The organism is Bacillus cereus group sp. BfR-BA-01360, from assembly GCF_022663595.1.
Taxonomy (GTDB): Bacteria; Bacillota; Bacilli; order Bacillales; family Bacillaceae_G; genus Bacillus_A; species Bacillus_A cytotoxicus.
In genome coordinates this window covers 101934-116946 of record NZ_JAKUFV010000011.1, presented here as the reverse complement: position 1 = coordinate 116946, position 15013 = coordinate 101934, and the positions used below count along the sequence as shown (strand labels likewise).

The following is a 15013-nucleotide window of genomic DNA, read 5'->3' as shown; positions in this document are numbered from 1 at the left end:
CAGGATCAAACTCTCCAATAAAGTTTGTCTAGCATCATAAATAAAAATTGACGTTTCACGTTGTTTGTTTCGTGCAGTTTTCAAAGAACTCGTTTGTCGCTTCATTTGCGACTTCCTTATGTTAGCATCTCTTCTTTTTGATGTCAACTAAGTTTTTTATTTCTTTTCTTTTTTCGCTCTCTGCATATTTCGCATCAGCGACGTGTATTAATATATCATGCGTTTCTTATCCGGTCAACACTTTTTACGAAAAATTTCACATCCTATTATTTCTACTCAATAAAGCTAGGGAATAAATAAACAATATTGTTTTGATAAAAAATTCTAAATTTTATGTTATATTTATAATAGGAGTGTGATATGAGAATGGGGATTAAGTATTCAAACAAGATCAATAAAATTCGTACGTTTGCATTAAGTTTAGTCTTTATCGGACTATTGATCGCATACTTAGGGGTCTTTTTCCGAGAAAACATTATTATTATGACTACCTTTATGATGCTTGGTTTCTTAGCCGTTCTAGCTAGCACCTTTGTCTATTTTTGGATTGGAATGTTATCTACAAAAACTGTACAAATTGTTTGTCCTAGCTGTAACAAACCAACTAAAATGCTTGGGCGTGTAGATGTATGTATGCATTGTAATCAACCTTTAACTCTTGATCCAAACTTAGAAGGAAAAGAATTTGATGAGAAATATAATAAAAAAACTATAAAGCACACAAATATTTATAAATAAAGAAAGAGACTAACGTAATCGTTAGTCTCTTTCTTTATTTATTGCGCCTTATGACATTCTGGACATACACCATAAATCTCTAAGCGATGACTATTAATAACGAAGCCCGTTGTTTTTGCAGCTTCATCTTCAAGTTTTTCCAAACCTTCATAAGGAAAATCAACAATCTTACCACATTTCTCGCAAATCACATGATAATGTTGACTTGTAACATAATCAAATCTACTTGAAGCGTCTCCGTAAGTTAATTCCTTTACAAGTCCTACTTCTTTAAATACACGTAAATTATTATAAACAGTTGCAACACTCATATTTGGAAACTTACCTTCTAATGCTTTATAAATTTCATCCGCCGTTGGGTGTGTCATAGATTCCACAAGGTACTCTAAAATAGCATGACGCTGTGGAGTAATTCGTACACCCGTATTTTTTAGCATTTCTAGCGCTTCTTTTAATTCTTCTTTGACCACCGCCATGCACCCCGATTCTATACGGATTATTATTTTATAATTCTTATAAAGAGTGTACTCCTTTTCTTATCAATCGTCAATATTTCTACTATAACTAGATGTTTTTTTATTTTTCATCTATCCTTATTTTTATGTATGCTTGACCCTTTTTTATACATATTCCATCGCAACAAAAGTCATCTTTTTATTTCAAATATAACAAAGCATAGAAAAAAGTGCGATATAATCGCACTTGGAATACTATCATCTGAAGAGGTATGCCCTACCCTTTTAATGTATGAAGGATATTGAAAAATGTATAGACATATGCCTGATAGGAAGCACTTCTTTCTTATTTTACAAAGTTTCCTCCTAGATGCTAAATAGAAACAAGGTAAACAGCAGGAAATACAATTGCTAACAGAAAATGCTATCCCACTATACGTTTCTCGTATAGAAAAGATATATTTACGCCTGCTTTTTTATACTTTCTAATACTTCTTCGACATGTCCCTTTACTCTCACTTTACGCCATTCTTGTACAAGTTCACCATTTTTATTAATAAGGAAAGTCGAACGTTCAATTCCCATATACTCTTTACCAAAGTTTTTCTTTAATTTCCAAACCCCATATTGTTCTGCTACCTTATGATCTTCATCCACTAATAGTAAAAATGGTAATTCGTATTTTTCAATAAATTTCACATGTCTATTAGCTGGATCCGGGCTTACTCCAAGAATGACAGTATCATTTTCTTGAAATACTCCATATGCATCTCGAAAATCACACGCTTCTGTTGTACACCCTGGTGTCATATCTTTTGGATAGAAATATAAAACAACATGTTTTCCTCTAAAATCAGATAACTTAATTTGTTCTCCATTGCTTGCTTCCAGAGTAAAGTCTGGTGCCATTTCTCCTACTGTGATCATACTTATCACTCCTTTTGCCTTCTACTATAACAAACATTTCCTTATTTTTCATTTTCTATTACAGTACGAACAACAAATGCAAAGGGTAATGTATATCCAATTAAAGCCTCTACAATCGCTATCCATCGTCCTATGCCAATCGGCGTAATATCTCCATAGCCAACCGACAATAAAGTTACTGCACTAAAATATAAACATGTTTCGACAAGCTGGAATGAATGAACAGTTAACTTTTCACCCTCTTCTCTTAGTACTGTAAACCCACTTTCTTCTAAAACAACATAACTTAATCCAAACGCAATAAGTACTGTTGTATAAATTAAAAATAATGAAGTTAAATTATACAAAGAAAAAAATCGTTTCGAATCAGCACATCTCCATACCAGTTGAATACTTCTTAAAACTGCAATTGCTGCAATTAAGAGAATAAGTCCCCATAACATGTCCTCCACCTCATTTTATATGTATGAGGACTGTATAGAATTTATCCGTCGAAACAAACAAGCCTTTCTAATTAATTTCCAGCTCCGCGATATCTTTTTACTCCTTGATTCCAAAGCGTTATTGCAATCGCAAAACAAACGATACCAACAATTGGTGTTGCAAATGCATAACTGTTCCACTCTGCTTTTCTAAGGAAATAGGCTGCCGGATAGACACCCACAAAAGCAAAAGGTAGTACGAACGTTAAAACAAAGCGAATGACACGGTTATAAATATTTACAGGATATCTTCCATAATTTCCGATGTTATACATAAGTGGCATAATAGAACTTTTCGCATCTGACCAAAAACCAAGGCTTGCAAGGGTTACAAATATCCCTCCATATACAAGCGCACCACCTCCTACCATCAGAATGAAGAAAAAGAAGTCATACCAATGGAAAGAAAGTCGGAGTTCTGCTGCGGCATATCCCATCACAATCATTCCGGTCAGCGCTCCAATTAATGATTCCAATTCCATTCTTTCTAATATAACTTGAAATAAGCTATGAATTGGTCTCGTTAATACACGATCCATTTCTCCTTTAATAATATATCGATCATTAAAATCCCATATATTAAAGAATGCGGAAAAAATGGCAAATGGAACTAAGAAAAATCCGTAAATAAAGATTACCTCTTCCCGACTCCACCCTTTTAATGCTTGCGTATGCCCGAAAACGACAAGGATGAAGATTAAATTAACAGCTTGTAATAACAAGTCCGAAAGTAATCCGACGATAAAGTCACCACGATACTCCAATTTTGTTTTTATATATTGGCTTGCATATTGTAAAAATAATCGCATATATAGCATCTCATCATCCCCCTTGTACAATTAGACGTTTTCTCGCCGTTTTCCACATCAGCACAATTGGAATAATAAGCATTACTGCCCAAATCATTTGAAAGAATAGCGCTTCATATAATTTATTTCCGCTTATTCCTTCAGAAAAAATCATACTTGGAATATAACTGATTGCTTGAAATGGTAAAAACACCATTGCCTTTTGGGCCCATAAAGGATAGAAACTAATCGGTAATAACAAACCAGAAAATAAATCAATCACAACTCGTTTCGCATACATAATTCCACTGTTATTAAACAAGAAAAAGGTAAGCATTCCCGTCATTAAGTTAATTTGTGTATTAATAATGAAACTAAATATTAAGGATAAAAAGAAATAGAACCACGTTTGAACATTCATTGTAATTTGTAATGAGAATAATAAAGTTACAATAATCATTCCTGGTATTGAAAAAAATGCAAAGCGAAATATCCCTTCTCCAAGCCCTTGCATGACTTTCATTCCTAAATAATTATATGGACGAATTAATTCTACTGCTACACGTCCTTCTTGAATTTCCATCGCAATTTCTCGATCGATATTATTAAAATAAAAAGCACGAGCCATCCAAGCAATCGCAATATAAGTCGTCATCTGCGAAATAGATAAACTTTCAATATTCTCTTTCCCACTATAAATAGCTTTCCATAAAAAGTAATACGCACCAATATTAATTGTATAAATTAAGATACCGCTATAATAATTTGTGCGATAAGCAAGCATCATTAAAAAACGAATGCGAATCATTTCCATGTACTTACCCATGAGTCATACCTTCTTCATAAATGTTACGAATCATTTCTTCTGTAGACACTTCATTAATTTTTAAATCTTTAATTTGAAAAGTTTGTACTACTTTTGAAATCAGCATAGAAATAATGACTTCTTCATTCGGTATTTTCGCAATCCATGTATGCTCATCTTTTGCTTTAGACCAAGCAACTTGACTGTCTGGCATAATCATTGCTAATTGTTGAGGCGAAACAGGAGAAACAAACTGAAAATGAATTTCCTTTTCTGCCCCCCATTGCGACCGTAAATTTTCTAAAGATCCATCATATATAATATTCCCTTCATCAAGCATAATAACGCGCTCACATAATGCCTCAATATCAGTAATATCATGCGTTGTTAATAAAATCGTTGTTTTGTAACGCTCATTCATCTCTTTTAAAAATTTGCGTATCTTCAATTTCACAAGAACATCTAAGCCAATTGTCGGTTCATCTAAAAATAATAACGGCGGATTATGAATTAAAGCTGCTGCTAATTCACAACGCATCCTTTGCCCAAGTGATAGTTTTCGCACTGGCTTATTTAATAACGGGCCAATATCTAATGTTTCAATCACATGTTCCATATGCTCTTTATACTGTGCATCTGATACACTATACACTTTTTTCAATAAGCGAAATGATTCTTGTACAGCGATATCCCACCAAAGCTGAGATCGTTGACCAAATACAACACCGATTGTTCTTACGAATTCCTCTCTCTGTTTGTGCGGATTCATTCCGTTTACTATAATTTCTCCAGATGTTGGAGTCAAAATTCCCGTTAACATTTTAATAGTCGTTGATTTACCAGCACCATTTTCACCAATATAACCAACCATTTCACCTCGCTTGACAGTAAACGAAACATCATTTACTGCTGGTACTATTTTATAATTACGATTTAATAAATCACGGAATGCACCTTTTAAGCCAGAACGACTGGAGTAAGCTGTAAATTCTTTTCGTAATCCTTTTACTTCAATTACTGATTTCATAATTAGCCCCCTTCCTAAATATCACAACGAATAGTTTACCCGAGCTAATATCCTTATCACAAATAATACGTCTTTCTAAAAAACATGTTAGAATAATACATAGATTTTTGTAAGGAGATGAATGATAGTGAATTTCACAAAATCAGAAGCATTACATAAGGAAGCTTTAGAACATATTGTTGGCGGTGTGAATAGTCCTTCTCGTTCTTTTAAAGCAGTTGGCGGTGGTTCTCCCGTTGCAATGGAACGTGGAAAAGGTGCTTACTTTTGGGATGTAGATGGCAATAAATACATCGATTATTTAGCAGCATACGGTCCCATTATTACAGGACATGCTCACCCACATGTAACAAAGGCAATTAAAACAGCTGCTGAAAATGGTGTTTTATACGGAACACCAACAGCATTAGAAGTAAAGTTTGCAAAAATGTTAAAAGAAGCAATGCCAGCTTTAGATAAAGTGCGTTTCGTAAACTCTGGTACAGAAGCTGTTATGACTACAATCCGTGTGGCTCGTGCTTATACTGGGCGCACAAAAATTATGAAATTCGCCGGTTGTTACCATGGGCATTCAGATTTAGTACTTGTTGCAGCTGGCTCTGGCCCTTCTACTCTTGGAACTCCTGATTCAGCTGGCGTGCCACAAAGTATTGCTGAAGAAGTGATTACCGTACCATTTAACAATGTCGAAACTTTAAAAGAAGCACTCGACAAATGGGGACATGAAGTTGCAGCGATTCTTGTTGAACCAATCGTTGGAAACTTTGGGATTGTAGAACCGAAACCTGGATTCCTTGAACAAGTAAACGAACTTGCTCATGCAGCTGGTGCCTTAGTAATCTATGATGAAGTTATCACCGCTTTCCGCTTTATGTACGGGGGGGCTCAAGACCTTCTTGGCGTAACACCAGACTTAACAGCTCTTGGTAAGATTATTGGTGGCGGACTACCAATTGGAGCATATGGCGGTAAAAAAGAAATTATGGAACAAGTCGCTCCGCTTGGCCCCGCTTATCAAGCAGGTACAATGGCAGGAAATCCAGCTTCTATGTCAGCAGGTATCGCATGCTTAGAAGTATTAAAGCAAGAAGGCGTATACGAAAAATTAGATAAGCTTGGAGCAATGCTTGAAAAAGGTATTTTAGAACAAGCGCAAAAACATAATATCAATATTACAGTAAACCGCTTAAAAGGAGCACTCACTGTTTACTTCACCACAAATACAATTGAAGATTATGATGGTGCGCAAAATACAGATGGAGAAATGTTCGGTAAATTCTTCAAACTTATGCTGAAAGAAGGAATTAATTTAGCTCCATCCAAATATGAAGCTTGGTTCTTAACAACAGAGCATACTGCAGAAGACATTGAATATACAATTGAAGCTGTCGGTAGAGCATTTGCTGCTTTAGCAAAATAATAAAGAAAAAGAAAAAAATAGAGACCTTTCTCTATTTTTTCTTTTTCCTATTTCATAAATCACACACAAATAGTATAATTATTCATAATTATCAGTTTTATTTCTTTTTTCGCATTCATTGCATACAAAGTCTTTTAACAATAATTAGTCAGATTATTTAGTTTTTTATAAAAAGAGGGGGGATTGACGGATGCTCAATACACAAAAGACATGGACACCGTCTTTATTTCGAGATTATAAAAACGCTGAACACGATGCGTGTGGAATCGTTTCCGTGATAGAAAAGCAAAGAATTCCTACAAAAGAAAACATCGACCTTTGTATACAATCACTTATTAAAATGAATCACCGTGCTGGTTTCATTAATGGTGAAGGAGATGGGATCGGCATTCACATTGATTTACCAAAAGAACTTTGGAAAGAAAAATTAAAAAATAGCGGATATAATCCAGCGATTGTGGAACATCCTCACTTTATCATTGGACATTTTTTTCTAGACAAAAAAGCAAATGTAAACCATTTAAAAAATGATGTACGTCAAAAATTAGAGCAAAACAATCTCACCATTATATTTGAGAATGATAATGCGGTAAACTCCGATGCACTCGGTCCTCTTGGGAAACAAGAAGAACCCGTATTTTGGCAAATTGCCATGATTGCAGAGAAAGACGCTATAAATATTGATCAAATGCTATTCTCTTTAACAATTGCGATTGAAGAGAAAAGGCAGGTTCACGTTTCCTCACTTAGTCAACATCATGTCGTTTATAAAGTGCTCGGAGCTGGTGATACACTTGTCGCTTACTATAATGACTTGCAACATCCGCTTATTGCATCAACAATGACATTAGGACATAACCGTTACTCCACGAATACATTATCTAATTTTTTTCGTGTACAACCGTTTAGTATTCTCGGACATAATGGTGAGATTAATACGATTGCTACACTACGTGATCAAGCCAAAATGATTGGTGTACCACTTACTGCTGGTGGCAGTGACTCTCAAGATTTAAACCGCACCTTAGAAACACTTCTCATTCATTACAACTACAGTTTATTCGAAGCAATGGACATCTTATTTCCACCGATTATAAATGAAATAAAATTATATGAAACACACTTACAAGATTTATATACGTATATACGTGAAGCGTGGGGACATTTTGCCCAAGGGCCAGCTGGTATCATTTCGCGTTATAAAGATGAAGCCGTCTTTAGTGTCGATTCCCTTGGTTTACGACCAGTTTGGAAAGTGGAAACGGAAACTTCTTTTATTTTTTCTTCAGAGCCAGGAATCATCTCACCAAATGAATATGTAGCAGAACCAAAACCTCTTGCACCTGGAGAAAAAATCGGATTACATTGGCAGGAAGACACCCTTGTTCTCTATGAATATGAAAAGTATCAAGAAGAAGTATTCAATCGTTTCAAACAGCGAATTGATGTGACAGACTACCATCTGAATGTAACCATTCCAGCTATAGAGAACATCAATGGACAATCTAATCGTAATCAAGTAGCAACCGAGGAATATGTTGCGTTTGGATGGAATCGTGAGCATATTCAGCTTCTTGAACAAATGGCTGCAAAAGGAGTTGAACCAATTCGCTCTCTCGGACACGATGCTCCTCTCGCTGCACTTGATACAGATAGACGTAACATCTCTGATTTTATAAAAGAAAGCGTAGCAGTTGTTACAAATCCAGCGATTGACCGCGATAGAGAGATTGAACATTTCTCTACACGTATCGTACTCGGAGAACGCCCAAGTTTATCACATACGTCTCATCATCCATTTGTGTTTGAACTTTTATCGCCAATTATATTAGAAGGGAATTTAGCTCAGTCTATAACGAATGATTTAGAAACTATCACATATGAGCAACTCCTTCAATTATTCGTCACTCATAGCACAATTTATAAACTGTCCATGACTTTTACATCATCAGAAACATTATACGATGCGCTGAATCGAATCAATGAAGAAGCAATTATGGCTGTCCGAAAAGGAGCTACTCTATTAATTTTAGATGATGCGAAAGCGCACAAAGATGGTCAACTATGGATGGATCCACATTTAATCACAGCTAGTATCCATCAGGCATTAATGGAAAAACAACTGAGAAGAAACTGCTCTCTTCTTGTTAGATCTGGTGCTCTTCGTTCCTTACACGATCTTGTGACGCTATATGGATTCGGTGCAGATGTTATTAATCCTTACTTCATGTTTGCAACTGTAAATGATGGTACAACATCACCGATTATTAATTTATATACAGCATTAAACAAAGGGATTGAAAAAGTAATTTCCACGATCGGGATTCATGAGCTACGAGGTTATGGTCGTCTCTTTTCTTCCATCGGATTACACGAAGAGATTGCAAATATACTGCAAATTACAAATTTCTTTGGGGCTAATCATTTAGCATTCTCCCTTACATCACTTGTAGAAGGCGCGAAATCTAGAGCAATGGATTATAACAATCCAAAGGTAAAAATGCGAAAAACGTTCCATATATTCCCGCGCATTTGGAAAGCGATTGGCGATGTGGCAAAAGGAAACCAGTATGATGATTTTCGCGAAAAATTAACAGAGCTAGAAGAAAAAAATCCAATCGCAATCCGTCATCTTATTCAATTAAAAGAAGCAGAACAAGCCGTACCACCTGAACAAGTTTCTATTGCCATCAAAAATCATAACTTACCATTTATTATTAGCTCCATGTCTTTTGGATCTCAAAATGAAACTGCCTTCCGCGCTTATGCGGAAGCTGCCGAGCGTTTAAATATGATTAGCCTAAATGGTGAAGGCGGAGAAATTAAGGATATGATTGGTAAATATCCACATACACGCGGCCAACAAATTGCATCTGGACGTTTTGGTGTAAATGCCGAACTACTTAACTCATCCAATTTAATTGAAATCAAAATCGGGCAGGGAGCAAAACCTGGTGAAGGCGGGCATTTACCAGGTTCAAAAGTAACTTTAAAAATCGCTGAAGCACGAAACGCAACAATTGGCTCAGACCTTATTTCGCCTTCTAACAATCATGATATTTACTCCATTGAAGACTTAGCTCAAATGATTACTGAAATTAAAACAGCGAATCAATTTGCAAAAGTGGCTGTGAAAGTTCCTGTTGTTCCTAATATTGGAACGATTGCCGTTGGGATTGCCAAAGCCGGGGCTAATTTTATTAATATAAGTGGATTCGATGGCGGAACCGGAGCTGCACGTATTCATGCCCTGCAACATGTCGGCCTTCCTGTAGAAATCGGAGTAAAAGCTGCTCATAACGCCCTTCTTGAAGCAAATATGAGACATCAAGTAGAAATATGGGCAGATGGTGGTATTCGCAGTGTTAATGATGCGCTTAAAATTATGCTTTTAGGTGCCAATCGCATCGGTTTTGGTACTTTATCCATGATTGCAATTGGCTGCACAACTTGTCGCGGCTGTCATTTAGATACATGTCATGTAGGAATTGCAACACAAATTGAGTCAGAAGCACAAGCAAAAGAGCACGGTCTCCGCCGCTTTATCCCGCGTCAATTCGAACATGCTGTAGAAGGATTACTAAACTTATTTACTGCTTTTGGAGAGGAACTGAAACGATTAACAGGAATACTTGGTTATACGAATTTACAAGAAATTGTTGGACGTTCAGATTTATTAGAGCAAACTCGCGGTATAGATTTATTAGATTTACACAGTTTATTACACACATTAAATATCTCATCTTCCACTTCAATCCAGTCTATACAAAACGAACAACCTATTGTAATGAATGCGGTCCGTTCTAAAGAATTAGTGGGTGTTAGTGTGAATCAACGCGTAATGGGAGGCTTAGAATCCTGTTATCGCGTTCGTAGTAAGCTGTATGAAAATAATCCTCTTGAACCGCTCATTCTCAAGTATACAAATGGATCTATTCCAGGTAACGGCCTAGGAGCTTATAATAGTGAGAATTTATTTATTCACGTCAATGGTGGTGCTCAAGATGGTATCGGAAAAACATCATTTGGCGGTGGCATTTATATTACAAAATCAAAAGGAAAAGATGGTGTATATTACAACGGCTCTGTCGGAAAGTGCTTTGGATATGGTGCTCAAAAAGGGGCCTTATATGTCCAAGGGAATGCTGATGCACGTGCAGGAATTCGTCTTTCAGGAGCAGACATGGTTATTGGCGGCAGAATTACCAAACCACTTCGCTCGAAGGAAAACGGCAACTTAGGTTCCTATGCAAGTATAAAAGGATTCGCCTTTGAATATATGACAAATGGTCGCGCTCTTGTTTTAGGAGATCCTGGTCCATGGATTTGTGCTGGCATGACAGGTGGAATTGTCTATTTACGTCATCAACCAGAACTCGGTTTAACAGAGCACGCTTTAAAAAGACGAATTGCCAAAGGGGCAAATGTCACATTACAACCGCTTAGCAATCATGGCAAATTAGACGTTACCCAATTATTAACAGACTATATTCGAGTATTAAATGAACATGAGCAATTTGAAGAAGTTGCTCTCTTAACACCGTTACTAGATGATATACAAAAACATTTTTATGAAATCATCCCGAAAAAAGAACAAGCAGATCCATCTGTTTCAACTGAATAATTTTATCCTTATAAGAATTGACTAAGTCAATCACGCATAGTAATCTATAATAACAAATTGAAACCTGCTGACATTCAGCGGGTTTTTTCACTAAGCATGATGGATTCAAAAAAAGAGAACAATGAAAAATCCTTCACTAGTCTTTTTACATGAATTTGATTTGAAATGTCACTAAAATATCACTTGCTAACATATTGTAATGAATGTATAGTATCATGTTGTACATTCACTATGACAAGAAGAAAGGACATCAATAAGGGTATGAAACTTGGTGCTCGCATTTTAAAAACGGGTATTGCCATTACATTAGCACTGTTTGCTAGTACTTTGCTCCATCTGCCAAGTCCAGTATTTGCAGGGATTTCAGCCATTTTTGCTGTACAACCATCTGTATACCGCTCATACTTGACAGCACTCGAGCAAATTCAAGCAAATATAATTGGTGCGGTCTTTGCCATCGCATTCGCTTTTGCTTTTGGAAATAATCCATTTATTATTGGATTAACTTGTATACTAGTTATCGCTCTTACATTACAATTACGTTTAGAAAAAACAATATCAATCGCTTTAGTTACAGTCATTGCTATTATGGAATATCAAGGGGAAAATTTCTTTGATTTTGCATTACTACGCTTTGCAACGATTATGACCGGAATTATTGCTGCTTCACTTGTGAATTTAATATTCATGCCGCCAAAATACGAAACGAAACTATATTATCGTATTGTTGATAATACAGAAGAAATTGTAAAATGGATTCGCATGAATAGTAGGCAAGCCTCAGATTTCACAACATTAAAAACTGATATTGATCGCATGAAAGAAAAGATGATTAAGCTCAATCATTATTACTTGCTTTATAAAGAAGAACGAAGCTATACAAAGAAAATACGATTTGCAAAAATTCGTAAGCTTGTTTTATTTAGACAAATGCTTGCAACGACGAGCCGTGCTTTAAGTACGTTAAAATCACTTCATCGCACTGAGAATGAGCTGCGCCATATGCCAGAGTCATTCCAAGAATCCATTCAAAATGAACTGGATTCCTTAACAAATTACCACGAGCAAGTTTTATTAAAATTTATCGGCAAAGCGAAAAAGCAACAATCGGTAGAAATGTTAGATGAAGTTGAAACAGGTAAACAAGAATTGATTGATATTTTTATGGATTATCAAAATAAAGATGATGAAGAATCTTATAAAATATGGCTGCATCTCTTTCCTCTTATTTCCTCCATTATTAATTATAGTGAGGAAGTGGAGCATTTGGACTTACTGGTAGACAGTTTTTACACCTATCACAAACCAGAAAATGAGTTACAAATTAGTGAAAAACAAGCCGATGAATAAGAAACAACCCCATTAGCGTAAAGGGGTTGTTTCTTCTATATGCTGAAGTTGATACAAATTATAATACAATCCACGCTTCTCCATGAGTTGCTCATGAGAACCTTTTTCCTTGATTTCTCCATTTTCAATATAAACGATTGTATCAACATGCGTAATTGTTGCGAGTCTATGAGCAATGATAATTGTTGTACGATCAGCAGCTAATGTTTGAAGAGCCTCTTGAATATATCTTTCATTTTCTAAATCCAAAGCTGAAGTTGCTTCATCTAATATAAGCAAGGATGGATTTTTTAAGAACACACGAGCAATCGCAATACGCTGCCTTTGTCCGCCAGATAATTTTACTCCTCGTTCCCCAACTATCGTATAATACCCATCTGGTAAAGCAAGAATAAAATCATGAATCTGCGCAGCTCTTGCAGCTGCAATTACCTCTTCATCCGTAGCATTTGGATTTCCATATAAAATATTTGCTCGAATTGTATCACTAAATAATAAATTATCTTGCAGTACAATCCCGATGTGGCTGCGTAAATTTCTCATTTCATACTCTTTTACGTTTACATCATCTATATAAACAGCACCGCTAGATACATCATAAAAACGCGGAATTAAACTCGCGATGGATGATTTTCCTCCTCCACTTGCTCCAACAAGCGCTACTTTTTCCCCAGGAGCAATGGTAAATGAAAGATGACGTAATACGTCTGCTTCTTTTTCATTATAACGAAACGAAACATCATCAAATACAACTTTTCCATCTAATTTTTTCGTTTGAATTGCATGATCGACATTTACAATATCATATTTTTCATCTAATAATTCGAAAACACGATCCATAGAAGCAAATGATTGTGTCAATGTTGTAGAAGAATTCACAAGACGTCGCAGCGGACTATATAAACTATCCATATAGCCAACAAAAGCAACCATCGTCCCGAGAGTGAGTTTCCCATGAATAACCTCATATGCTGCAAATACAATAACGAGCAATGGACCTAAATCTGTTAATGTATTCACCGCTGAGAATGTTTTAGCAGTCCAACTTGTATGATTCAATGCTTTTGTTAAAAAATTATTATTTCTTTTTTCAAACTGTCTCTGTTCATATTCTTCAAGCGCGAAACTACGTGTCACTTGCATACCTTGAATCCGCTCATGTAAATAACCTTGCATCGTTGCAAGTGCTTGCGAACGCACTCTCGTTAATTTCCGAAGACGACTGAAAAAATATTTTACTGCAACTGCATAGATTGGCAAAATAAATAACGCGACGAGCGTCAATTTTATATTCATAGAAAACATCACTACCACAGCAATTAAAATGGTAGCCATATCAAGCCAAACGTTCATCAATCCCGTAATAACAAAGTCTTTCGTCTGCTCTACATCATGAATTACACGTGAAATGACTTCACCTGTTTTCGTATTTGAATAATACCTTAAACTTAATCGTTGCAGATGATCAAAAATATGTTTCCGTAAATCATAAAGCACTGTATTACCAATACGTTGTGCAAAATATTGACGATAATATTCAATTGGCGGCCTTAACACTGCAAAAATGAAAAAAGTAATCCCAACTGCTGTTATTAATTGCGATGTTTTTTCTTGAAGTGATCCCCCGCCTTGAATAACATCATCAATAATATACTTTAATAACCATGGCATAATAAGCGGAATACCAAATTTAATTACGCCAATAATGATGGTAATTACAATAAGCCATCTATATGGTTTTACAAACTGTAAATACCTTTTTATTCCTTGCATATAACTTCCCCCTCAATAGGACAAACCTGCTAGGGTATTCCCTGCAGGTTTGTTTTAATCTCTATACATTAAATAGCGCTCATACCACATATCTACAAAGTCCGGTGCAAACGGTCCTTTTCGCTGATGAATCCACTTTCTTAAATATTCTACGTTCCTCTTTAAAATTGTATCAATGACAGGTGGATACTTCATCATTTTGCTATGTTTCTCATACTCATCCTCATCTAAAAGAGTATATGTCATATCTGGATATACTTTAATATCCAAATCATAATCAATATACTTTAACGCTTCAAGATCATATGCAAATGGGGAACTTAAATTACAATAGTAGTATACACCATCTTCTCGCAACATCCCAATTACATTAAACCAATAATTTGCATGAAAATAACAAATTGCTGGTTCACGAGTAATCCATGTTCGTCCATCTGATTCCGTAACAAGTGTCCGATCATTCGCACCAATCACTAAACTTTGTGTTCCTTTTAAAATGGTCGTCTCTTCCCACATTCTATGAATGGAGCCATTATGTTTATAACTATGTATTTGTACTTTTTCTCCTTCTTTGGGAAATCCCATGCGTGCTCCCTTCTTTCATTGCAAATGCCCCTCTTAAGT

General features: G+C 35.8%; 12 protein-coding genes. 4 read left to right on the top strand and 8 right to left on the bottom strand.

Features of this window, described 5'->3' with window-relative positions; genetic code table 11:
• The first annotated feature begins 366 nt into the window (after nucleotides 1-366).
• Nucleotides 367-738 carry a YgzB family protein gene (locus tag MR056_RS12445; RefSeq protein ID WP_140388382.1) on the top strand — a complete coding sequence of 124 codons (372 nt, stop codon included), beginning with the start codon at nucleotides 367-369 and terminating at the stop codon, nucleotides 736-738.
• Nucleotides 739-776: 38 nt separating this feature from the next.
• On the opposite strand, the gene perR is transcribed toward MR056_RS12445, so the two are convergent.
• The 6 genes from perR to MR056_RS12415 all read right to left on the bottom strand — a co-directional run bounded on the left by perR (nucleotide 777) and on the right by MR056_RS12415 (nucleotide 5222).
• On the bottom strand, nucleotides 777-1208 hold the full coding sequence (perR, locus tag MR056_RS12440) for a peroxide-responsive transcriptional repressor PerR (protein WP_011983570.1): 432 nt from the start codon (nucleotides 1206-1208) through the stop codon (nucleotides 777-779).
• A gap of 447 nt (nucleotides 1209-1655) precedes the next feature.
• Nucleotides 1656-2120, bottom strand: a complete 465-nt coding sequence (bcp, locus tag MR056_RS12435) for a thioredoxin-dependent thiol peroxidase (protein ID WP_140388381.1) — start codon at nucleotides 2118-2120, stop codon at nucleotides 1656-1658.
• Between the two features lie 41 nt (nucleotides 2121-2161).
• Nucleotides 2162-2563 (bottom strand): potassium channel family protein, encoded by a 402-nt coding sequence (locus MR056_RS12430; RefSeq protein ID WP_011983568.1) that lies wholly within the window; start codon nucleotides 2561-2563, stop codon nucleotides 2162-2164.
• 71 nt (nucleotides 2564-2634) lie between these two features.
• Nucleotides 2635-3420 carry an ABC transporter permease gene (locus MR056_RS12425; protein WP_087097661.1) on the bottom strand — a complete coding sequence of 262 codons (786 nt, stop codon included), beginning with the start codon at nucleotides 3418-3420 and terminating at the stop codon, nucleotides 2635-2637.
• A gap of 4 nt (nucleotides 3421-3424) precedes the next feature.
• Nucleotides 3425-4216, bottom strand: a complete 792-nt coding sequence (locus MR056_RS12420; protein ID WP_041809425.1) for an ABC transporter permease — start codon at nucleotides 4214-4216, stop codon at nucleotides 3425-3427.
• On the bottom strand, nucleotides 4209-5222 hold the full coding sequence (locus tag MR056_RS12415; protein WP_011983565.1) for an ABC transporter ATP-binding protein: 1014 nt from the start codon (nucleotides 5220-5222) through the stop codon (nucleotides 4209-4211). The genes MR056_RS12420 and MR056_RS12415 overlap by 8 nt, the downstream gene beginning before the upstream one ends.
• Before the next feature lie 121 nt (nucleotides 5223-5343).
• On the opposite strand from MR056_RS12415, the gene hemL reads away from it, so the two are divergent.
• The 3 genes from hemL (at nucleotide 5344) to MR056_RS12400 (ending at nucleotide 12616) form a co-directional block, all read left to right on the top strand.
• Nucleotides 5344-6642, top strand: coding sequence for a glutamate-1-semialdehyde-2,1-aminomutase (hemL, locus tag MR056_RS12410; RefSeq protein ID WP_011983564.1), 1299 nt, complete (start codon nucleotides 5344-5346; stop codon nucleotides 6640-6642).
• A gap of 190 nt (nucleotides 6643-6832) precedes the next feature.
• Nucleotides 6833-11266, top strand: a complete 4434-nt coding sequence (locus tag MR056_RS12405; RefSeq protein WP_087097660.1) for a glutamate synthase-related protein — start codon at nucleotides 6833-6835, stop codon at nucleotides 11264-11266.
• 261 nt (nucleotides 11267-11527) lie between these two features.
• Entirely contained in the window at nucleotides 11528-12616 is a 1089-nt protein-coding gene (locus MR056_RS12400) for an aromatic acid exporter family protein (RefSeq protein ID WP_041809420.1), read from the top strand.
• A gap of 12 nt (nucleotides 12617-12628) precedes the next feature.
• Here MR056_RS12400 and MR056_RS12395 read toward each other — a convergent pair whose 3' ends face one another.
• Nucleotides 12629-14389: an ABC transporter ATP-binding protein gene (locus MR056_RS12395; RefSeq protein WP_011983561.1), complete on the bottom strand. Its 1761-nt coding sequence runs from the start codon at nucleotides 14387-14389 to the stop codon at nucleotides 12629-12631.
• Between the two features lie 54 nt (nucleotides 14390-14443).
• The gene (gene ntdP, locus MR056_RS12390; RefSeq protein WP_011983560.1) at nucleotides 14444-14974 is read right to left on the bottom strand and encodes a nucleoside tri-diphosphate phosphatase; all 531 of its coding nucleotides are present in this window, start codon (nucleotides 14972-14974) and stop codon (nucleotides 14444-14446) included.
• Nucleotides 14975-15013 lie beyond the last annotated feature (39 nt).

Bases quoted from the DNA above. Each gene is read 5' to 3' on its own strand.
- MR056_RS12445 (WP_140388382.1), top strand. From the start codon at position 367: ATGGGGATTAAGTATTCAAACAAGATCAATAAAATTCGTACGTTTGCA.
- bcp (WP_140388381.1), bottom strand. From the start codon at position 2,120: ATGATCACAGTAGGAGAAATGGCACCAGACTTTACTCTGGAAGCAAGC.
- MR056_RS12430 (WP_011983568.1), bottom strand. From the start codon at position 2,563: ATGTTATGGGGACTTATTCTCTTAATTGCAGCAATTGCAGTTTTAAGA.
- MR056_RS12425 (WP_087097661.1), bottom strand. From the start codon at position 3,420: ATGCTATATATGCGATTATTTTTACAATATGCAAGCCAATATATAAAA.
- MR056_RS12420 (WP_041809425.1), bottom strand. From the start codon at position 4,216: ATGGGTAAGTACATGGAAATGATTCGCATTCGTTTTTTAATGATGCTT.
- MR056_RS12415 (WP_011983565.1), bottom strand. From the start codon at position 5,222: ATGAAATCAGTAATTGAAGTAAAAGGATTACGAAAAGAATTTACAGCT.
- hemL (WP_011983564.1), top strand. From the start codon at position 5,344: ATGATAGTGAATTTCACAAAATCAGAAGCATTACATAAGGAAGCTTTA.
- MR056_RS12405 (WP_087097660.1), top strand. From the start codon at position 6,833: ATGCTCAATACACAAAAGACATGGACACCGTCTTTATTTCGAGATTAT.
- MR056_RS12400 (WP_041809420.1), top strand. From the start codon at position 11,528: ATGAAACTTGGTGCTCGCATTTTAAAAACGGGTATTGCCATTACATTA.
- MR056_RS12395 (WP_011983561.1), bottom strand. From the start codon at position 14,389: ATGCAAGGAATAAAAAGGTATTTACAGTTTGTAAAACCATATAGATGG.
- ntdP (WP_011983560.1), bottom strand. From the start codon at position 14,974: ATGGGATTTCCCAAAGAAGGAGAAAAAGTACAAATACATAGTTATAAA.